Here is a 19,685-nt window from a genome sequence, read left to right on the forward strand (position 1 = left end):
GTTGTAACTCCTGAGTCCGGCCGGGGTCAACAGGGCCAGTGATAGCCTCTAACCAAAACGTGAGGATGTAGCCCACCGGCACGGAAGGCGGCGGAGCATGGCGGAGGCGGAGGCGGACACCGCGACCCCCAGGGAGCGCTACCGCGCCCAGGTGCGCGAGGAGGTCAAGCGGCACGCCCGGGAGCAGATCGCCGCGGCCGGGGCCTCCGCGCTCTCCCTCAACGCCATCGCCAAGCGGATGGGCCTGAGCGGGCCCGCGCTCTACCGCTACTTCGCCGGCCGCGACGAGCTGATCACCGCACTCGTCCGCGACGCCTACCGCAGCCTCGCCGACACCCTGCGGGTGGGCGCCGAGGGCGGCGCCGACCTGCGCGCGCTGGCCCACGCCCTGCGGCTGTGGGCCCTCGCGGACCCCCAGCGCTACTTCCTGATCTACGGCACCCCCGTGCCCGGCTACCACGCCCCCGAGGACACCACCGCGATCTCCGGCGAGATCATGACGGTCCTGCTGGACGCCTGCGCCGCCGCCCCCGCCGGGCGGGGGTCGCCCCCCGCCGTGCTCGCCGACCACCTCGCCGACCACCGCGACTGGGCCTCCGGCCACCCCGCCCCGCCCGAGGCGCTGCACCGCTTCCTGAGCCTGTGGACCCGCCTGCACGGCGTGCTGTCCCTGGAGCTGGCCGGCCACTTCGCCGGGATGGGCTTCGACCCGGCCCTGCTCTACGCCGCCGAACTCGACGACCTGCTCGCCTGAGCGCCTGCCGCCGGCCCTTGAATGTGATCCGTATTACATATGTCACAACACATGTGTCGTGACATACATCGTGTACCGTCTTCGGTATGAGCACTACAGCGAAAACCCCGACCCTTGTCTTCGTCCCCTGCTTCTCCGGCGCTCCGTGGAGCGCCGAGCAGCTCGCCCCCTACGGTGAGGTGCCCCGGCGGACGCTGCGCCTGCCCGAGGTCGTCGACGACATCGAGCGCTACGCCGACCACGTCAAGAACGCGGTCGCGGACCTGGACGACTACGTGCTGGTCGGCGACTCCTTCGGCGCGAACATTGCCCTCGCGCTCGCGACCCGCCGCCCGCGCGGCCTGCGCGCCCTGGTCCTGTCCGGCGGATTCGCGGCCAACCCGGTCGACTCCACGGCGTGGAAGGCCCTGATGCGGGCGATCGGCTCGGCCCGCGGCCCGCTGTACCGGCAGCTGACGCTGCGCGCCCACGCCCACCGGCTCGCCTCCCCGTTCGACGGCGAGGGGCAGGTGCCCTGGAGCGAGGCGCGCAGCCGTGAGCTGTTCCTCGTCAACACCCCGGCCGGCTCCTTCGGCGCCCGACTGCGGGCCGTCCTCACCGCCGACTACGTGGGCGTGCTCGGCCGGGTCCAGGTCCCGACCCTGCTTCTGAGCCCCTCGCACGACGTGCTGATCGGCGAGGACGCCGCCAAGGTCATGCTCGCGGGCATCCCCGACGCCCGGGAGGTCGTGCTGCCGCGCACCGGTCACATGTTCCGCTTCTCCCACCCGGCCACCTACGCTGCTGCGGTCGAGGACTTCCTCGACACCCTGCCGACCATCGACCCCACCACCCGGAAGGACGCCGGTGCGTAAGGCCGAACACCTGCGGTTCGCGATCCTGGCGGCCCAGCGCGAGGGCAACCGGCTGCTGATCCAGGCTCTCAAGCCCCACGGCATCACCCCGTCGCAGGCCGAGGTGCTGCGCCTGCTCCAGCAGCACGGCACCTTGAGCCTCAACGGGCTCGGGCAGTTGCTGGTGTGCGAGAGCGGCACCAACCCCAGCCGCCTGGTCGAGCGCGTCGTCGCGGCCGGGCTGGTCGAGCGCCGCCCCGACGAGGCGGACCGCCGCTACCTCCAGCTCAGCCTCACCCCCGAGGGCGTGCGCCTGGCCACCGCCGTCGCCGAGATCGAGGAGTCTCTATACGCCGGGATGGACGCCGCCGCCGAGGGCCTGGACACCGACGCGATGCTCGCCTTCCTGCACCGGTTCATCGACCCCTTGCCCTCGGGTGAGGCCCTCAACAAGCGCCTCGGCCTCGACTGACACCACGACCCCGACCGGCGCCACGACGCCGACCGGCACCACGGCCTCGACCGACAGCACGGCCTCGACCGACAGCACGCTCCGCTCGCAGGAGATGCCGACGGGACGTCACAGCAGCTTCGCCCGTGCCGCCTGGATGCCCGTCTGGAACCGGGTCCGGGCCCCGAAGCGGTCCATCACCTGATCTCGCATGGGTATGCGCGAAGCACCGTATTCCTGGCGTTGGACAGCCCAGCAGAGCGTCAGTCAGTGGCAGAGCCACGACCACCGGAGACCCAGTTGCGACTATCAGTGTCAGTGGGGCGCATTATGGTGATCGCGTTGACCGAAAGGGGGTTGGCCGGGTGATCCGTGCGTATAAGTTCCTCATGCGGCCGACCATGGGTCAGCAGCAAGCGCTTGCTCAGATGTTGGGGGATCATTGTTCGCTTTACAATGGCGCGTTGCAGGAACGGCGTGACGCCTTCGGGCACGGGTCGAAGACCACGATCCGGTACGGCGATCAGTCGGCGCAGCTCAAGGAGATCCGGGCGTTCGATCCGGAGCGTCAGGGCCGCTGGTCGTTTTCCTCGCAGCAGGCCACGTTGCGCAGGTTGGACAAGGCGTTTGCCGCATTTTCCGCCGGGTCAAGTCCGGTGAGACGCCGGGCTATCCGCGCTTTCGTGGGGTGAACTGGTTCGACACGGTGGACTTCCCCAGGGACGGGGACGGCTGCCGCTGGGATTCCACACCACATGATCCGGTCACCCGTGTCCGGTTCCAAGGTGTTGGACACGTCAAAGTCAATCGGCACCGGCTGGTGATGGGGAATGTCAAGACCCTCTCGGTCAAGCGTGAGGGCAGGCGCTGGTACGTGGTGCTGACTGCCGAACAGGGTGAACCGGAGCCGCTGCCCGCGACCGGCTCCGTGGTTGGCATCGACATGGGCATAGCCAACTTCCTCGCCGACTCCAACGGTGAGTTCGCCCCCAACCCCCGCCACAGGGCCAAGGCAGCCGCGAAACTCGAAGCCGCGCAGCAGGCCCTGTCACGATGCAAGCGGCGTGGCAACCGCCGCAAGAAGGCCGTCCGGCGCCTAGGGCCTGTCCGGCGGATCTTGCCAGGCGCGCGACGCCGGGCATCCCGCCTGGACGCACGCCCGAATCGCCCAAGTACGTCCAGTACGAGGCCGACTCGGGCGCACGCCCAGCCGGGCGCCCAACGCCGCGCGCTGATCTGCCAAGATCCGCCGGACAGGCCCTAGCCGACCTGCACCGCAAGGTTCGTCGCCAGCGTCTCGATCACGCCCACAAGACCGCCTTAGTCCTGGTCCGTGAACATGACCTGATCGCGCACGAAGACCTCAAGATCCGCAACATGGTCAAGGCTCCCGTGCCGAAGCCCGACTCCGACCGGCCAGACAGCTTCCAGCCCAACGGGGCCAGAGCGAAGGCCGGGCTCAATCGGTCGATCTCGGATGCCGGTTGGGGGGTGTTCCTGACGATCCTGCACGCCAAGGCTGAAAGCGCCGGACGGGAGGTGATCGCCGTGGACCCCCGCAACACCTCCCGCACTTGCCCCCGTGATCAGTGTGGGCACGTTGCGGCGGAGAACCGGCCCACCCAGGACACCTTCCACTGCGTCGTGTGCGGCTACCAGGCGCACGCTGACACGGTGGGAGCCGTCAATGTTCTACGGGCCGGGCTGGTCCGTCGCGACGCTCGGAAGGGTTAGCGAGAAGCCCCCGGCGTCAGCTGGGGGAGGAGTCACGGCCCTTTCCCGCATCGGCAATCTCGTGCTCGCTGCTCCTGCAGCCAACGTCGACCCGCCGCAGTACTTCAACGACCCGGTGGACGCCGGCGACAGCTTCACCGCCTCCGTGGTCAACAGCGGCGGCTCCACCTACACGCTGCGGATCACCGACACCACCAAGGGCTGGACCGAGACCACCGACCAGCAGCTCGACGGACAGAACGTCAGCGCCGAGGCCGTCATAGAGTCCCCGAGCCAGAGCTACCCGTCCTTCGACCGCCTGGACTTCTCCGGCGTCACCGTCAACGGCCAGGTCTTCGACAGCTACTCGCCGCAGGCCATCAACAGCGGCCAGTACACCGAGACCCCGCTCAGCAACGGCGCCTTCGCCATCGTCCCCGCCTGACGCCTGACGCCTGACGCCTGACGCCTCACGCCCGGCCCGCCCCCGCCCCTCGGCCTGTCGCCCGCCCCGCCCCGTGCTCCCACGGGCCGGGGCGGGCGCACGCGTTCCGGGGCGTACGGCGCCGCGCCGCACCCCGACCCGCCCGCGCCGCACCCCACCCGCCCCCACGCCCGCCGCACACAATGCGGTGAACCGTGCACGACCGTGTACGTGCGACCAGGGGAACGCCACGATGGACAGCACCTCCGCCACGACCGTCCTGGCCGACGTCGCCGTGGTCCTGCTCACCGGCGTCGCCCTGACCCCGCTGCGCACCCGGCTGCGCCAGCCCGCCGTGGTCGGCGAGATCGCCGTCGGGGTCGTCCTCGGCCACGGCGTGCTCGGCCTGCTGCCCGGCGACCCCACCGAACGGCTCTTCCCGCCCGCCGCCCGCGCCCACCTCGCCGTCCTCGCCCAACTCGGCATCGTGCTCTTCATGTTCGCCGCCGGCTGGGAGCTCGACCTGCGCCGGCTGGCCGGCCGGGCCCGCACCGTGCTGGCCGTCACCACCGCCTCCCTCGCCCTGCCCTTCGCCCTCGCCGCCGTCCTCGCGGCCGCCCTGCTCGCCCGCCACCCCGCCCTGGCCGGACCGGCCGCCACCCCGGCCCTGTTCACCGTCTTCCTCGGCATCGCGCTGTCCGCCAGCGCCCTGTCCGTCCTGGCCCGCATCGTCGAGGAGAACCGCCTCCAGGCCGACGGCACCGGCGTGCTCGCCACCGCCTGCGGCGCCCTCACCGAGATCCTCCTGTGGTGCGCCGTCGCCGCCGTGGCCGCCGCCGCCCACGGTCCCGACCACGGCGGCCTGCCGGCCGCCCTCGCCCGGATCGCCGGCTGCGCGGCCGCCCTGGTCCTGCTGGTCCGCCCGCTGCTGCGCCGCCTGCTGCTCGGCCCCGCCCGGCGCGCCGTCACCGACCGGCCGCTGCTGGTCCTGCTCGCCGTCGCCGGCGCCGCCCTGCTCTGCGCCTGGACCGCCTCCAGGCTCGGCCTGCACGCGGTGATCGGCGCCTTCGCCCTCGGCCTGGCCATGCCCCGGGACGCGGGGGAGGAGCTGCGCCGGGCCGTCCAGCTGCCGCTGCGCAACGCCGGCGCCCTGCTCGTCCCGGTCTTCTTCGCCCTCACCGGGCTGTCCGTGGACCTGCACGGCATCGACGCCGCTGGCCTGCTCGCCGCCGCGCTGCTGCTGGCCGTGGCCTGGGGCGGCAAGTTCGCCGGGGCCGTCCTCGGCGCCCGCCTCACCGGCGTGCCCCGCCGCGAGGCCGCCACCCTGGGGGTGCTGCTGAACACCAAGGGCCTGGGCGAGGTCCTCATCCTGACGCTGGGGCGGGACCTGGGCATCATCGGGGAGCGGCTGTTCACGGTCCTGCTGCTGACCGCCCTCGCGGCCACCCTGCCGGTCAACCCCCTCGTGCACCGCCTCGCCGGCCGGGCCGGCGCACCGGCGCCGCGCCCGCTCCTGGAGGCCCGGGCGGCCCCGGGCGCCCCGGGCGGCTGACCCGGGGCGCCCGGTCGCCCTCCGGCCGGGGCGACCGGGCCCGCGTCAGCGCAGGCCGGCGAAGAGGTCCTGCTCCGGTAGGGCGGCGCCGGTGGTGTCGCGGACCCGGACGAAGGTCTCCGTGCCCATCAGCTCGGTGAAGCGCTCCTTGCCCATCCGCAGGAAGAAGATGTTCTCGCCCTGGCTGGCGTGCGCGGCCAGCGCGTCGTACTTCTGGCCGCCGAAGGCGTGGGTGTCCACCCAGGTGGTGACCTCCTCGTCGGGCAGCCCGATCGGGGGCAGCTCGGGCTCGGGGGCCCGCCCGGCCCCGGCGGCGGCCTCCCCGGCGTCCCCGGTGTCCGCGGCCTCGCCGGCCTGCTCGTCCCAGTCGGTGCCGAACTCCTGCATCGCCTCGAAGAAGCGCTTCATCGACGAGTGCGGCGCGGTGGTCCAGTACACCTTGGACGTCACGTCCGGGACCAGCTCCAGGGCGGCCATGGTGATCCGGTGGGCCTGGATGTGGTCGGGGTGGCCGTAGAAGCCGTTCTCGTCGTAGGTGACGACGACGTCCGGCCGGTAGCGGTGCAGCAGTTCGGCCAGCCGGGCGGCGCCCTCGGCGACCGGGGTGCCCCAGAACGAGCCGGGGGCGTCGTTGGCGGGCCAGCCCATCATCCCGGAGTCGCCGTACTCCAGGAGTTCGAGGTGCTCGACGCCCAGGACCCGGCAGCTGGCCTCCAGTTCCTTGCGGCGCAGCGCCGCGACCGCGGCCGGGTCGTGCCCGTCCTCGCCGGGCTTGACGCCGCCGGGGCCGTCGCCGCAGGCGCCGTCGGTGCAGGTGACCAGGACGGTGTGGACGCCCTCGGCGGCGTAGCGGGCGAGGACGCCGCCGGTGCCGGTGGCCTCGTCGTCGGGGTGGGCGTGCACTGCCATCAGGGTCAGGGGCCGGTCGGCCATGGTCTCGTCCTCGGTTCGTATGGGTGATCCACCCCCAGTCTGCCCGGCCGCTCCGACACCCCGCCGCCCGCCCTCGCCCGACGCCGTGGCCGGCGCCGTTCCGCGCCGGTCGCCGCGAACTGATATGAATGTTCTTCGGACAAGCCATTCACAACAGTTGACGCATCCTCACCCGAGGGCACCCCCGCCCGCTGAGGCCGTCCCCGAGGCGGCCCCCTGAGGCCGCCCCCGACTCCCGTCCGGGTAGCCCGCACTACCCGAGCGGGTATCCGCCCGGGCCCACCCGAGTACCCGTACTCGGGTGGGCCCGGCGCCGCGCGCACCAGCATGGGGCCGTGCACCCGGCAGCGACCCCGAGGATCGGCACCCGCGCCACACCCTCGCCGGCTACCGGCCCTGACAACCGTCCTGACCGCCCCGTCCGGCCCGAATGGCCCACAGATCCGGCGGTCAATTGGATACCCCATTGGGGCATCGGTCCTGGCTAGGGTCGAGGCACACGCTGCGCCGCGAGAACGGGCGCACGCCAACGGGAGGGAACCCATGCGCAAGATCATCATCGGGCTGGCCGCCACCGGTCTGCTCCTCGCCGGCACCGTCGCCACCGCCGGCACCGCCGAGGCCGCAGGCACCCGCTGCGGCGACTGGAGCACCGCCGAGCCGCTGCTCAAGTACGGCGCCACCGGCGACGCCGTCAGGGAGCTCCAGTGCGAGCTCAACTACTCGCTCAACCCCGACGTCTTCGGCAAGACCACCGTCGACGGGGTCTTCGGCGACGACACCCTGCGCCGCGTCCGCATCTTCCAGAACTGTATGCCGAACCTCCAGGTCGACGGCCAGGTCGGCCCGCAGACCTGGGGCCAGCTGGACTGGTGGAGCTCCAAGGACGCCTACCCCAACTGCACGGCCATCTAGGTAGGAACAGCTGGTAGGAACAGCTCGTGGCAAACCCGGGGGCGGGGCATCCGGAGCCCCGCCCCCGGGCGCCGTCCGAGCACCGGCCCCGTCAAGGAGATGGTCCACCGTGCTGATCGCCGACTTCGACGCCTACGGCCGGGTCGCCGACTTCGACCCGGCGACCGGACGCCTCGGTCCCGACCGCACCGCCGACCCCGGGCAGCCGACGCACGGCCACTACGGCCGGCTCGGCGGCACCCAGGTGGTGTTCTACCGGGCCGGGGACGGGCTGCGGATCCGGGTGGGGGAGCGGGACCTGCTCCTCGACGCCGCCACCACCGTCCGGCACCGGATCGCCGAGCCGCAGTGCGTGCTGACCGTCGGTCGGGCCGTCGAGTTGCGCTACCCGGTGCCGCCGGAGTGGTACGGCCTGGCCGACGACCCGACCCCGTTCGTCGAGGCCGAGGACTTCGACCTCGGCCTGTTCGCCGCCGACGTCCTGGCCGCCCCCGGGCGGGCGGCCCGCGTCTACCGCTGACGCCCGGCCGGGTCCTGCGGTCAGTCGTCGTCGAGCCCGCGGCCCAGGACGGCCGGGCCGAGGTCGGCGGGCAGGTGGCCCGCCGCCAGGGCGACGGCCTCGGCGGCCGAGGGGGCTTCGGCGAGGACGCGGGACAGCGGCTCCTTGCCCGGCGAGTTGTAGAGCGGGTTGTCCCGGACGTAGTAGGGGCCGTTCGGCGAGGGGGTGACGGCCACCTCGTCGCGGAACGGGAAGTCGGTGCAGGAGCTGAACGCGACCGTCCAGTGGCTGAGGTACACGGAGAGCCGCCGCAGCCGCGGTTCGGCGTGGGCCGCTTCCACGAGGGCGGTGAACTCGGGGAAGTCCTCGGTCCGGGCCGCGTGCTCCCGCACGTGCCGCCACTGCAGGGCCACCACCGCGGCCGCCCCCTGGGCGAGGGCGTCGGCGAACTCCACGGCGCACTCGAAGGGCAGTTCCGCCGCCATCTCCCGCAGGCTCCGGCCCGCTCCCCAGGCCACGCCCGCCCGGACGACGGCCGCGAGGTCGGTCGTCCCGCCGCCGATGAGCTGGTTGCTCCCGCTGCGGCCCGCGATGCCGAACCGCCGGCGCGGGGCTTCGTCGATGTAGACGGAGAGCGGCTCGCGGCCGGGGGTCGAGGAGGCGATGCGCGCCGCGGTGAGCGAGCCCGGTGCTCGGGGCGTCACCGCGAGGGCGATGCCGAGGCCGGCCGCCGTCCGCTCCAGCAGCGCGGCCAGGCTGCCCGCGGCAGCCACGTCGGGGTAGAGGTCGCAGTCCATGGCAGCACTCTGTCGCCGCCGCGCGGTGAACGGAAGGGCGGGCACGGGCCGCTGCGCCGCCGTCAGCAGCGCCGGTCGGGCCCCGGGTGGTGTCCGCGGGCCGCGCCCGCGCCGCCGGACAGGGCCCGCAGGGCGGCCCGGGCGGCGGCCTCGCCCTCGTCGTACTGGTGGGCGCGGGCGGCGAGCAGGGCGGCGTCGAGGTGGCGGGTGGCCTCCGCGCGGCGGCCGCTGGCGGCCAGGGCGCGGCCGTACAGGGTCTGCAGGACGACCCGGCGGGCGGCCGGGAAGGGCGGTTCGGCCACGGCGAGGCCGCAGGCGGCGTGGTGGGCGGCCGCCTCGGGGTCGCCACCGGCCAGGCAGGTGTCGGCGAGGTGCTGGCGGGCGAGGGCGACGAGGTCGGCGCGGCCGGCCTGTTCGGCCAGGGCGAGGGCGCTGCCCAGCAGGTCCCGCACCCGGGCGGGGACGTTCCCGGACCCGGGCCGGCCGTAGCGGGCGAGCGCGGCGGCGAGGTTGACCAGGGCGACGGCCTGGGCGCTGCGGTCGCCGGCCAGGGCGGCCAGGCCGGGGGCCCGTTCGAGGTGGACCAGGGCCTGCTCGGGCCGGCCCTCCTCCAGCAGCACCCAGCCGAGCAGGGCCCGGGCCCGGGACTGGGCACCGGGGTCGAGGTCGGCCTCGGCGGCGGCGAGCCCGTGTTCGAGCAGCGGCACCCAGCCGTCCCGGACCTGCCACACGATCAGCGGCCACTGCAGCAGCACCAGCCGCCAGGCCCGGTCGTGCAGTCCGGCCCCGACCGCCGCCTCGACCGCGCCGCGCAGGGTGTCGCGTTCGGCGGCGTACCAGGCCAGGGCGCTCGCCCGGTCGGGGAAGGGGCGCACCTCGACGGGCCGCCGGGCCCCGGCGGGCAGCTCGCAACACGGTTCGCTGCCGGGCTCGGCGGCGGCGCTCGCGGCGAGCAGGGTGTTCAGCAGGTGGTCGAGGAGCCGGGGCAGGGTGTCGGAGTCGTCCTCCTCGGGCGGGGTGCGCAGGCTGCGGGCGTAGAGGCGCACCAGGTCATGCAGGGTGTAGGCGTCCCGGTCGATCTCGACCACCAGGTGGGCGGTGGCCAGCTGCCCCAACGCGCCCGCGACGTGGGGCAGTTCGACGTCGGCGAGGGCGGCGGCGGTGCGGCTGTCGAGGGTGGTGCCGGTGTGGGTGCCCAGGCGGCGGAACAGCCGGCGGGCGGGGGTGGACAGGTGCTGGACGGTCAGCGCCAGGGCGGCGGCGACACTGGTGTCCTCCACCTCCAGCAGCCCCAACCGGCCCTGCTCGTCGGCGAGTTCGTCGGCGAGCGCGGCAAGCCCCTGGTGCGGGCAGGTGGCGAGGCGGGCGGCGGCCAGGCGCAGGGCGAGCGGCAGCCCGTCGCACAGCCGGGCGAGCCGGGCGGCGGCCTCGGGCTCGGCGCCGACCAGGTCGGGGCCCAGGTCGGGGCCCAGGGTGGTGGCGAGCAGGCTGACGGACTGCGGGGCGGACAGTTCGGCCAGCGGGACGGGCCGGGCGGCGTCCGAGGCGACCAGCCCGCCGAGCCGGTCGCGGCTGGTCACCAGGGTGACGCAGCCGTCCCCGTCGGGCAGCAGCGGGCGGACCTGCTCGGAGCGGCGGGCGTTGTCGAGCACGATGAGCATCCGGCGCCCGGCGGTCAGCTCCCGGTAGCGTGCGGCCAGCGCCTCGGGGGAGGAGGGCATCTGCTCCGCGGGCAGGCCGAGGGCGAGCAGCAGTTCGCGCAGCACCGCGCCGGTGGCGCGTTCGGGCAGCGGACTGTGCCCGCACAGGTCGACGAACAGCCGCCCGTCGGGGAAGTCGGCCTGGCGCCGGTGCGCCCAGTGCACGGCGAGGGCGGTCTTGCCGACCCCGGCCCCGCCGGTGACGACGGTGATGGCGCCGGGGGCGCGGGCGGCCCGGTCGAGCGCGGCCAGCTCGTCCTCGCGCCCGGAGAACCCCCGGGGCCGCCGGGGGAAGGGCCACGGCGCGGGGACGGGCTCCGCCGGCACGGCGGCGGGGGCGGGGACCGGCGCGGGGGCGGGGGCGGGCGTCGTCGCGGGCCCGGATGCCGTCGCGGGCCCGGATGCCGTCGCGGGCCCCGGTGCCACGTCGCCGAGCAGCACCAGCTCGTGGGCCTCGGCGAGCTCCGCCCCGGGGTCGATGCCCAGCTGCTCGGCCAGGGTGCGGCGGGCGCGGTGGAACCACTCCAGCGCCTCCGGGCGCCGTCCGGCCCGGCCGAGAGCCGTCACCAGCGCGGCGACCAGCGACTCCCGCAGCGGATTGAGCGCGGCCTCGGCGGCCAGCACGCCCACGGCCGCGCCGTGGTCGCCGAGCCGCCCGTGGGCGCGGGCCAGCTCCTCCACGGCGGACAGCCGCAGCTCCTCCAGCGCCCGGGCGGCGCACTGCAGCGGCAGGCTGGGCTCGGTGCCGGCGAGCGCGGGTCCGCGCCACAGCGCGAGCGCTTCCCGCAGGGCCGTCACCGCCCGGTCGGGCTCACGGGCGGCGTCGGCCTCCTGGACGAGCCGTTCGAAGCGCCGGGCGTCCACCGCCGCCTCGGGCACCCGCAGCAGGTAGCCGCCGCTGCCACCGCTGCCGTCGGTGGCCAGCTCGACCCCGGCCTCGGGGGCCCGGTGCTCGGCCAGGACCGCGCGCAGCCCGGAGACGTGGTTGTGGATGACGGTGCGGGCGTGCCGGGGCGGCTCCTCCTCCCAGAGGGCCTCGGTCAGCCGGTCGATGCCGACCGGCGCGCCGGGGTTCAGCGCCAGCGTGGCCAGCAGGCTGCGGCGTTTGGGCGAGCCGAGGGCGAGCTCCCGCCCGTCCGCGGTCACCACGGCCACCGAGCCCAACAACCGGAAGTCCACCAACGCCCCCACCTGACCAGCAAATATAACAAGCATATGACAGTAAGGGATCTGTCGATAACACACGGTGCCCCCTGTCCGGAGCACCTCGCACCACCCCGCCCGGCGCCCTGGACGGACCCGTACCCGATCGGATCCAATACCACCTCCGGACACCAGGGCAGGGGACCGATGCTGACCGACACCTCGACCGCCGCGGGCAGGGCGATCCTGCTCCACGACCGCTACCCCACGCTCGACGAGCTCACCGCCACCGCCCACCACCTGGCCGCCCGCCACCCCGGACGCTGCCGGCTGCGCACCCTCGGCACCTCCCGGGCCGGGCGCCCCCTCCAGCTCCTCTCGATCGGCCCCGCCGACCCCCGCCCCGCCGACGGCCCCCGCCCCGGCGCCGACGTCCTGGTCGTCTCCGGCGCCCACGCCGACGAGTTCTCCGGCCGCGCCGGCCTCGTCGAACTCGCCCACCGGGCCCTGGCCCGCCCCGCCCGGCACCCGGCCACCACCTGGCACCTGCTGCTCTGCCTCGACCCCGACGGCGCCCACCTGGCCGGCGGCGGCCTGCTCGCCCGCACCCTGCCCGCCTACTTCGCCGGCTACTACCGCCCCGCCGCCGAGGAGCAGCCCGAATGGGCCCCGGCGATCGGCGGCCGCCTCCCCGAGAGCCGGATCCTGCTCGACCTGATCGACGAACTGCGGCCCGCCCTCCAGCTCTCCCTGCACACCGCGGACGTCGGCGGCACCTTCCTCCAGGCCACCGCCGACCCGACCGCCCTCGCCGCCCCCTTCACCCGCTCCGCCGCCGCCCTCGGCATCCCGGTGGAGACCGGCTCCTTCGACACCCACCGGCTGCCCGCCGTCAGCCCCGGCGTCTTCCTGATGGAGCCCGAGCACATCGACACCCAGGAGAACACCACCGGCATGCTCACCGACCAGGACGAGGCCCGGGGCGGCGCCCGGGCCGCCACCTGGTTCGCCCCCCGGCGCCACGGCGGGCGCACCGTCGTCGTCGAGGTGCCCGCCTGGACCAGCCACCACCTCGGCGACGACGCCCCCGTCCCCGCCCAGGACGCCGACCGCCACCTGCGCGCCGCCGCCGACCACCTGCGCGAGCGCGGCCGACAGCTCACCGCCCTACTGACCGCCCTCCCCCCGCACGAGGACCCGCACGACACCCCGCTGCTGCGCGCCACCCGCACCCAGCTCACCGCACTGCGCCAACTCGCCGACGCCTGGGACCCGCGCACCCCCGAGGGCCCCCGCCCGGCACCGCCCCCGCTCACCCGCGCCCACCTGGCCGGCATCGACCTGTGGGCCCACCGCATCCCGGTCCGCGCCGCCGCCCTGCTGCGCCGCGCCATCCCCGCCCAGGACCCCCGCCCCGCCGCCCTCCTCGACACCTGGTGCGCCCACTACCGCCACCGCTTCCGCCCCACCTGGCTCCCCGTCACCCGCCAGGCCGCCCACCACGCCAACACCGCCGAAGCCGCCGCGGCCGCCGTCCCCCTCCCCTGACCGCCCGCCCCGCGCGGGGCGGGCTCAGGACTCGACGGGGTCGCGCAGGGCGGCGTGGGCCGAAGGCGGGGGAGCGGGGTCGTCCTCGGAGAGCAGTGAGCCCCGTACGCGCTGGACGTAGCGCTCGATCAGGTGGCACAGCACGCTGACGGTCGCGGCGACGTCCGGTTCCGGGACGCCGTCCAGGGCGTCGGTCAGGCCGGTGATGTTGGCCTGTTTCAGCCGCTCGAGCAGAGCGCGCCCGTCGGCGGTGAGGGCGACCCGGCGGGCCCGGCGGTCCAGGGCGTCGGGGGTGCGGGCCACCAGGTGCTGGCCCTCCAGGCGGTCGATCTGCCGGGTGACGTGGGAGGGCTTGACCATCAGCCGGGCGGCCAGGTCGCCCACCCGGCTGGGCCCGTCGGCCTCGGCGAGGGCGCGCAGCAGGTAGACGTCCGAGCGTGCGGCGGTGATGCCGGCCTTGGCGGTGCGGCGCTCGTGTTCCTGGGAGCGGGTCAGCAGGTAGGCCAGCGAGGCCAGTACGGCCTCCAGGTCTGCGGTGGCGGTGTCCGCGGTGGCGGTCCGATCGTCTGCGGCGTCCGACATGGGGGAACTTTAGCGGCCGGTGCGCCTCCCGGCTGCGGCGCAGACCGGTCACCGGATTTCGGACAGATTCGGCGCCCACCGGATGGGCCCTTTCGCCGCCACGGACCGCGAGTTAGCGTGACAGCGAGTTAGTTGCTTTTGGCACGTAAATGCTCCGGGCCCGCACGCCCGCCGCACCCGCGTGCCCCGCACGGCCGCACCCTCGCGTGCCCCGCACGGCACCGCGGGCCGGACCGGACCGACCCATCCGGCACAGCCAGCTCCGAGAGGGGAGCCCCCCATGGCCACCGTCGCACAGACCCCCCGCTTCACCCACCCCGCCGCCCGCGGCACCTGCCCCTTCGCCCCGCCGCCGGCCTACCAGCAGGCCCAGCAGGACGAGCCGATCAGCCGCATCTCCCTCTGGGACGGTTCCCCCAGCTGGCTGCTCACCCGCCACGAGGACATCAAGGCGGTGCTCTCCGACGCCCGGTTCAGCTCCGACTCCACCCGCCCCGGCTTCCCCTTCGTCAGCGCCGGCGCCCGCCAGCTGAACAACGGCCAGCCCGTCTTCATCCGGATGGACGACCCCGAGCACGCCCGCCTGCGCCGGATGCTCACCGGCGAATTCATGATCAAGAAGGTCGAGGCGCTGCGCCCCGAGGTCCAGCGCATCGCCGACGAACTGCTGGACAGGATGACCGAGGGCCGCACCGGGGCCGACCTGGTCCGCGAGTTCGCCCTGCCGCTGCCCTCCCTGGTCATCTGCCTGCTGCTCGGCGTCCCCTACCAGGACCACGAGTTCTTCCAGGAGTGCAGCCGGGTCCTGCTGCGCCGCGACTCCTCGGTCGAGGACGTCATCGCCGCCCAGGCCCGGCTGACCGACTACCTGGAGGAACTCACCGACACCAAGCGCACCCACCCCGACGACGGCATCCTCAGCCGCCTGGTCGAACGCGGCGAACTCAACACGGCTGAGATCGGCGCGATGGGCCGGCTGCTGCTGGTCGCCGGGCACGAGACCACCGCCAACATGACCGCGCTGTCCGTCCTCGCCCTGCTGCGCCACCCCGCCCAGCTCGACCACCTGCGCCGCCACCCCGAGGCCGTCCCCGGCGCCGTCGAGGAACTGCTGCGCTACCTGACCATCGTGCACTCCGGCCTCACCCGGGTCGCCACCGAGGACGTCGAGCTCGGCGGGGTGCGGATCCGGGCCGGCGAGGGCGTCGTCTGCATGATCAGCACCGCCAACCGGGACACCGCGCAGTTCGCCGACGGCGACAGCCTCGACCTGACCCGCGACGCCCGCCGCCACCTCGCCTTCGGCTTCGGCGTCCACCAGTGCCTGGGCCAGCCGCTGGCCCGGCTGGAACTGCAGATCGCCCTCGACACCCTGCTGCGGCGCCTGCCCGAACTGCGCCTGGCCACCGCCTTCGAGGACGTCCGCTTCCGCGGCGAGATGCTCATCTACGGCGTCCACGAGCTGCCCATCGCCTGGTAGTCCGGGCCCGCCCCCACCCCGACCCCCCACCCCCGAAGGGAACCCCATGCTCGTCCTGATCGACCAGGAGAAGTGCTGCGGCGCCGGCCACTGCGTGCTCGCCGCCCCCGAGGTCTTCGACCAGCGCGACGAGGACGGCATCGTCGTCCTGCTCGACGCCCGCCCCCCGGCCGGCCTCCACCAGGCCGTCCAGGACGCCGCCGCGGTCTGCCCGGCCGCGGCGATCACCCTGGAGAACGTGTGACCGCACTGCGCGAGGTGGCCGTCGTCGGGGCCGGCGCCGCCGGACTGCACGCCGCCGAGGCGTTGCGCCGGGCCGGCTACGACGGCCGCCTCACCCTCGTCGGGGCCGAGCCCGAACCCCCGTACGACCGGCCGCCGTTGTCCAAGCAGCTGCTCGACGGCCGGCTGCCGGCGGACAAGCTGGCCCTGCGCGGGAGCGCCGCCCTGGCGGAGCTGCGGCTGGACCTGCGCCTGGGGGTGGCGGCCGAACGCCTGGACCGCGGCGCCCGCACCCTGCACCTGGCCGACGGCCGGCAGGTGCGCTGCGACGCCCTGGTGGTGGCCACCGGCGTCCGCCCGCGCCGGCTGCCCGGCGCCGAGACGCCGCTGCCCGGCGCCCACGTGCTGCGCACGCTGCCCGACGCCCTCGCCCTGCGCGAGGAACTACGGCCGGGCGCACGGCTGTTGGTGGTCGGCGGCGGACTGCTCGGCGCCGAGGCGGCGGCCACCGCCGTCGGGCTCGGCGCCGAGGTGACCTGGCTGGTGGCGGCCGCCGCGCCGCTGGCCGCCGTCCTGGGCGCCGAGACGGCCGCGCTGCTGACCGCCCTGCACCGCGAGCACGGGGTGCGGATCCACCGGGGCGCGGCCGCCGCCGTGCTCCGGCGGCACGGCCGGGCCGCCGGAGCACGGCTCGCCGACGGCGGCGAACTGGCCGCCGACGCCGTCCTGATGGCGATCGGCTCGGTGCCGGCCACCGAGTGGCTGGCCGGCAGCGGGGTCCCGCTGGCCGACGGCGTGGCCTGCGACGCCCACTGCGCCGCCGGCCCCGGCGTCTGGGCGGCCGGCGACGCCGCCTCCTGGCCCGACCCGCGCACCGGCCGCCGCCGGCGCCTCGAACAGCGCACCAACGCCACCGACCAGGCCCTGCTCGCCGCCCGCAACCTGCTGGCAGGCCCGGACGGCACCCGCCAGGCCTACGCGCCGGTCCCGTACCTGTGGACCGACCAGTACGGCCTGCGGGTGCAGGCCTTCGGCAGCCCGGGCGCCGCCGACCGCTTCGAACTGGTCGACGGCAGCCTCGCCGAGCACCGCTTCGCCGCCGCCTGTCTGCGGGAGGGCCGGGTCACCGGCGCGGTGGGCATCGCCGCCGCCCGCGCCCTGCGCGGACTGCGCGCCCAGGTCGCCGCCCACGGCCCCTGGCCGCCCGCCGCCGAACGGGAGGCCGCACCGGTCGGCTGAGCCGGGGGCCGGGGGCCGGGAGGCCGGGCGGGAGGCCGGCCGGCAAGGGGCGGCGGCCGGCCGACCCGGCGATATCGGGGGCAAATCGCTACATTAGGGGCATTTGGCAGCAGCAGCGCCAGGCACCGTGCGCCCACGCAGAGAAGGCCGACCGCCTTCGGAAAGGGTCCCCATGCACCCCGCCCTCAGCCCCGCCGTCCTCGCCGAACTGCGCCGGCCCCGGCCCTACCCGGCGGTGTCCGTCCTGATGCCCACCCACCGCCGCGAACCCGACAACACCCAGGACCCGGTACGGCTGCGCAACCTGCTGGCCGAGGCGAAGGAGCGCCTCCAGGCCGACCCCGAGGTCTCCCGGGCCGACCGGATCGACGTGGTCGGGCAGCTCGACAAGGCCCTCGCCGAGGTCGACCTGGTGCACGCCGAGGACGGCCTGGCGATCCTCGCCGCGCCCGGCGAGCACCAGGTGTGGACCTTCGCCCGCACGGCCCCCGCCCGGGTGGTGCTGTCCGACACCTTCCTCACCCGCAACCTGGTCTCCGCCCAGGCCGCCGAGCGCCCCTACTGGGTGCTGGCCGTCGCCGCCGACCGGGCCGTGCTGTGGAGCGGCACCCCGGAGCGGGTCACCGAGGACCGCGCCCACGGCTTCCCGCTGACCCGCGCCTTCTTCGACAACCCCGACCCGGAGCGCCGCGAGCGCATCGGCGACACCCCCAGCACCTTCCGCGACGAGGAGACCAAGACCTTCCTGCGCCAGGCCGACACCGCGCTCGGCAAGGTCCTGGCCGCCGACCCCCGCCCGCTGTACGTGGTCGGGGAGGCGCCCGCCCTGGCCCTGCTGGACGCCGCGGGCCCGATCGCCAAGGAGGCCACCGCCCAGATCCCGCACGGCGGCCTCGCCCAGGCCGACGTCGAGACCGTCCGCAAGGTGGTCGGGCCCGCCGTGCGGGCCCACGCCGAGCAGGAGACCGCCGACGCCCTCGCCCGGCTGGACAAGGCCCGCGGCCGCTCCGGGTTCGCCGCCGGCCTCGACGAGGTCTGGCAGGCGGTGGGGGAGGGGCGCGTCGCGCTCCTGGTGGTCGAGGAGAACCACCGCGCCACCGTCCGCGACGCCGGCGAGCACCTCGTCCCCGCCGAGCCCGGCGAGGCCGGCGCCCGCGAGGACATCGTCGACGAGGTCGTCGAGCGCGCCCTCGACACCGGGGCCCGGGTCGCCTTCGTCCCCGACGGCACCCTCGCCGACGCCCGCGGCATCGCCGCCGACCTGCGCTACTGAGCGCACCGACCCCTCACCGTCGCGCCCGGGCCGCGCCTCAGCGCCCGTCCCGCGCCGCGCCGCCCCGGCGCCACGGCCGTCAACTCCCCGGCCCCGCACGGCAGTACGGTCCGCGGACGCCGCGTCAGGTGCTCCACCGGCCGGTCCCAGCACGCCCCCGCGGCGGGGATGACGCACCCTCATGACCCGCCCGGCGTCAGCAGTGCGAGGCTTCGGCCATGGACGTCGACCCACCACCGCGCCGCCGCCGGACCGCGGCGGCCCCCGCCGCGCTCGCCGCCGCCCTCACCGCCGCGCTCCTCGCGGGCTGCTCCTCCGGCGGCGAGGGCGCGGTCTTCGTCACCGAGAAGGGCACCAGCATCGGCCGGGCCGCCGCCGACGGGCGCCGGGACGCCCCCGAGGTGACCGGGCAGACCCTGGAGGGCGGCCCGGCGGCCCTCGCCGACCACCGGGGCAAGGTCGTCGTCGTCAACATCTGGGGCTCCTGGTGCGGCCCCTGCCGCACGGAGGCGCCCGCCCTGGAACGCCTGCGGCAGCACTACCAGGGCCAGGACGTCGAGTTCCTCGGCATCAACACCCGCGACCAGGACATCGCCAACGCCCGGCGCTTCCAGCAGGAACAGGGCCTGACCTACCCCAGCCTGTTCGACCCGGCCGGCACCCAGCTGCTCAGGTTCCCCGCGGGCACCCTCGACGCGGGCTCCCTCCCGACCACCCTGGTGGTCGACCGCCGCGGCCGTCTCGCGGCGCGCGCCCTCGGCGGCCAGAGCTACGATGCCCTGGAGTCCATGGTCGAGCCCGTGCTCGCCGAGAAGTCCGGCTGAGCGCGGCCGAGTGCGGCCGGGTCCGGCCGAGCGCGGTGGCGCCCCGCCGGGGCGTAAATCGTTTGGGCGGGCGGGTCGTCGGCTGCTACCGTCTGCCCAGCCGTGCGACCGATGCGAGGAGGTGAGACCCATGAAGGCAGGAACCGCGTGGGTGCTCCCCCTCGTCGTCACGGTGGGCGATTGACGTTGGCGTCGCCCGGGAGCGCCTCAGGCAAGGCACTTCCGAAAGGCAGCACCATGAGTGCGCCGCATCCTGCCCCGAGCGCTCCCCTCCCCAGCGCCGCTGTCCCCAGCGCCGCTGTCCCGAGCGTCCCCGCCGCCGCGCCCCCGGAGGGCGCCGCCCGGCGTGCGGGCAGCACCCTGGAACCGGTCCGGCGCTGACCCGCGCACCGGCCGCCCCGGCATCGAACGAACGACCCCGACACCGAACGAACGAACGAAGAATGAGGTGAACACCATGACCAAGACAACGAACGGCATCGAAGTCGAAGGCACCGTCATCGAGTGCCTGCGCAACGCCAACTTCAAGGTGGAACTGCAGAACGGGCACGTCGTCCTGGCCCACATCAGCGGGAAGGTCCGCAAGAACCACATCAAGATCCTCCCGCACGACCGGGTGCTCGTGGAGCTCAGCCCCTACGACCTCACCCGCGGCCGGATCCGCTACCGCTACCGCAACTAGCGGCCGGCTGGGGGAGAACCGGTGGCCCGGCACGCTCCCCCCGGGCGGGGCGGGGCCCCCGGGGGTGTGGCGGGCGGGGGGGTCGGGGGCCGCGCCGCGCGGGGTTGCTCGGGGTGGGTGG

Annotated in this window: 18 protein-coding genes and 1 pseudogene; 15 read left to right on the forward strand and 4 right to left on the reverse strand. The window is 75.1% G+C overall.

Features of this window, described 5'->3' with window-relative positions; genetic code table 11:
* The first annotated feature begins 97 nt into the window (after nt 1–97).
* The 6 genes and pseudogenes from ACFXOZ_RS32685 (at nt 98) to ACFXOZ_RS32710 (ending at nt 5,727) form a co-directional block, all read left to right on the forward strand.
* Entirely contained in the window at nt 98–754 is a 657-nt protein-coding gene (locus tag ACFXOZ_RS32685; protein WP_380593599.1) for a TetR/AcrR family transcriptional regulator, read from the forward strand.
* Between the two features lie 86 nt (nt 755–840).
* Nucleotides 841–1,608 carry an alpha/beta fold hydrolase gene (locus ACFXOZ_RS32690; RefSeq protein ID WP_380593600.1) on the forward strand — a complete coding sequence of 256 codons (768 nt, stop codon included), beginning with the start codon at nt 841–843 and terminating at the stop codon, nt 1,606–1,608.
* On the forward strand, nt 1,601–2,059 hold the full coding sequence (locus tag ACFXOZ_RS32695; RefSeq protein WP_380525312.1) for a MarR family winged helix-turn-helix transcriptional regulator: 459 nt from the start codon (nt 1,601–1,603) through the stop codon (nt 2,057–2,059). Before ACFXOZ_RS32690 ends, ACFXOZ_RS32695 begins: the two co-directional genes overlap by 8 nt.
* A 368-nt stretch (nt 2,060–2,427) precedes the next feature.
* Nucleotides 2,428–3,772, forward strand: a pseudogene (locus ACFXOZ_RS32700) (RNA-guided endonuclease InsQ/TnpB family protein).
* Nucleotides 3,773–3,833: 61 nt separating this feature from the next.
* A complete protein-coding gene (locus ACFXOZ_RS32705; RefSeq protein ID WP_380593601.1) occupies nt 3,834–4,196 on the forward strand; it encodes a hypothetical protein in 363 nt (120 codons plus the stop codon).
* A gap of 232 nt (nt 4,197–4,428) precedes the next feature.
* Entirely contained in the window at nt 4,429–5,727 is a 1,299-nt protein-coding gene (locus tag ACFXOZ_RS32710) for a cation:proton antiporter (RefSeq protein ID WP_375895780.1), read from the forward strand.
* A gap of 45 nt (nt 5,728–5,772) precedes the next feature.
* Here the strand turns inward: ACFXOZ_RS32710 and ACFXOZ_RS32715 are convergent, their stop codons facing one another.
* The gene (locus ACFXOZ_RS32715) at nt 5,773–6,660 is read right to left on the reverse strand and encodes a PIG-L family deacetylase (protein ID WP_380593602.1); all 888 of its coding nucleotides are present in this window, start codon (nt 6,658–6,660) and stop codon (nt 5,773–5,775) included.
* A 543-nt stretch (nt 6,661–7,203) separates the two neighbouring features.
* Here ACFXOZ_RS32715 and ACFXOZ_RS32720 point away from each other — a divergent pair.
* Both ACFXOZ_RS32720 and ACFXOZ_RS32725 read left to right on the forward strand, forming a co-directional pair.
* On the forward strand, nt 7,204–7,575 hold the full coding sequence (locus ACFXOZ_RS32720; RefSeq protein WP_375895775.1) for a peptidoglycan-binding protein: 372 nt from the start codon (nt 7,204–7,206) through the stop codon (nt 7,573–7,575).
* Nucleotides 7,576–7,684: 109 nt separating this feature from the next.
* Nucleotides 7,685–8,095: a hypothetical protein gene (locus ACFXOZ_RS32725; RefSeq protein ID WP_380525316.1), complete on the forward strand. Its 411-nt coding sequence runs from the start codon at nt 7,685–7,687 to the stop codon at nt 8,093–8,095.
* Nucleotides 8,096–8,115: 20 nt separating this feature from the next.
* Here ACFXOZ_RS32725 and ACFXOZ_RS32730 read toward each other — a convergent pair whose 3' ends face one another.
* Nucleotides 8,116–8,871, reverse strand: a complete 756-nt coding sequence (locus ACFXOZ_RS32730) for a DUF6193 family natural product biosynthesis protein (protein WP_380593603.1) — start codon at nt 8,869–8,871, stop codon at nt 8,116–8,118.
* A 62-nt stretch (nt 8,872–8,933) separates the two neighbouring features.
* Nucleotides 8,934–11,762 (reverse strand): BTAD domain-containing putative transcriptional regulator, encoded by a 2,829-nt coding sequence (locus ACFXOZ_RS32735; protein ID WP_380593604.1) that lies wholly within the window; start codon nt 11,760–11,762, stop codon nt 8,934–8,936.
* A gap of 159 nt (nt 11,763–11,921) precedes the next feature.
* On the opposite strand from ACFXOZ_RS32735, the gene ACFXOZ_RS32740 reads away from it, so the two are divergent.
* Nucleotides 11,922–13,262, forward strand: coding sequence for a M14 family zinc carboxypeptidase (locus ACFXOZ_RS32740; RefSeq protein ID WP_380525321.1), 1,341 nt, complete (start codon nt 11,922–11,924; stop codon nt 13,260–13,262).
* A gap of 24 nt (nt 13,263–13,286) precedes the next feature.
* Here ACFXOZ_RS32740 and ACFXOZ_RS32745 read toward each other — a convergent pair whose 3' ends face one another.
* Nucleotides 13,287–13,844 (reverse strand): MarR family winged helix-turn-helix transcriptional regulator, encoded by a 558-nt coding sequence (locus ACFXOZ_RS32745; protein ID WP_380525322.1) that lies wholly within the window; start codon nt 13,842–13,844, stop codon nt 13,287–13,289.
* Nucleotides 13,845–14,124: 280 nt separating this feature from the next.
* Here ACFXOZ_RS32745 and ACFXOZ_RS32750 point away from each other — a divergent pair, with 280 nt between their 5' ends.
* The 6 genes from ACFXOZ_RS32750 to infA all read left to right on the forward strand — a co-directional run bounded on the left by ACFXOZ_RS32750 (nt 14,125) and on the right by infA (nt 19,564).
* A complete protein-coding gene (locus tag ACFXOZ_RS32750) occupies nt 14,125–15,324 on the forward strand; it encodes a cytochrome P450 (RefSeq protein WP_380593605.1) in 1,200 nt (399 codons plus the stop codon).
* Between the two features lie 46 nt (nt 15,325–15,370).
* Nucleotides 15,371–15,568: a ferredoxin gene (locus tag ACFXOZ_RS32755; protein WP_375895754.1), complete on the forward strand. Its 198-nt coding sequence runs from the start codon at nt 15,371–15,373 to the stop codon at nt 15,566–15,568.
* A complete protein-coding gene (locus ACFXOZ_RS32760) occupies nt 15,565–16,785 on the forward strand; it encodes an NAD(P)/FAD-dependent oxidoreductase (RefSeq protein ID WP_380593606.1) in 1,221 nt (406 codons plus the stop codon). The genes ACFXOZ_RS32755 and ACFXOZ_RS32760 overlap by 4 nt, the downstream gene beginning before the upstream one ends.
* A gap of 172 nt (nt 16,786–16,957) precedes the next feature.
* The gene (locus ACFXOZ_RS32765) at nt 16,958–18,058 is read left to right on the forward strand and encodes a chemotaxis protein (RefSeq protein ID WP_375895748.1); all 1,101 of its coding nucleotides are present in this window, start codon (nt 16,958–16,960) and stop codon (nt 18,056–18,058) included.
* A 218-nt stretch (nt 18,059–18,276) separates the two neighbouring features.
* Nucleotides 18,277–18,882 carry a TlpA family protein disulfide reductase gene (locus ACFXOZ_RS32770; RefSeq protein ID WP_380525326.1) on the forward strand — a complete coding sequence of 202 codons (606 nt, stop codon included), beginning with the start codon at nt 18,277–18,279 and terminating at the stop codon, nt 18,880–18,882.
* 457 nt (nt 18,883–19,339) lie between these two features.
* Nucleotides 19,340–19,564: a translation initiation factor IF-1 gene (gene infA, locus ACFXOZ_RS32775; protein ID WP_188306513.1), complete on the forward strand. Its 225-nt coding sequence runs from the start codon at nt 19,340–19,342 to the stop codon at nt 19,562–19,564.
* Nucleotides 19,565–19,685: the final 121 nt, after the last annotated feature.

Source organism: Kitasatospora sp. NPDC059160, assembly GCF_042755465.1.
In the GTDB taxonomy this organism is placed as follows: domain Bacteria; phylum Actinomycetota; class Actinomycetes; order Streptomycetales; family Streptomycetaceae; genus Kitasatospora.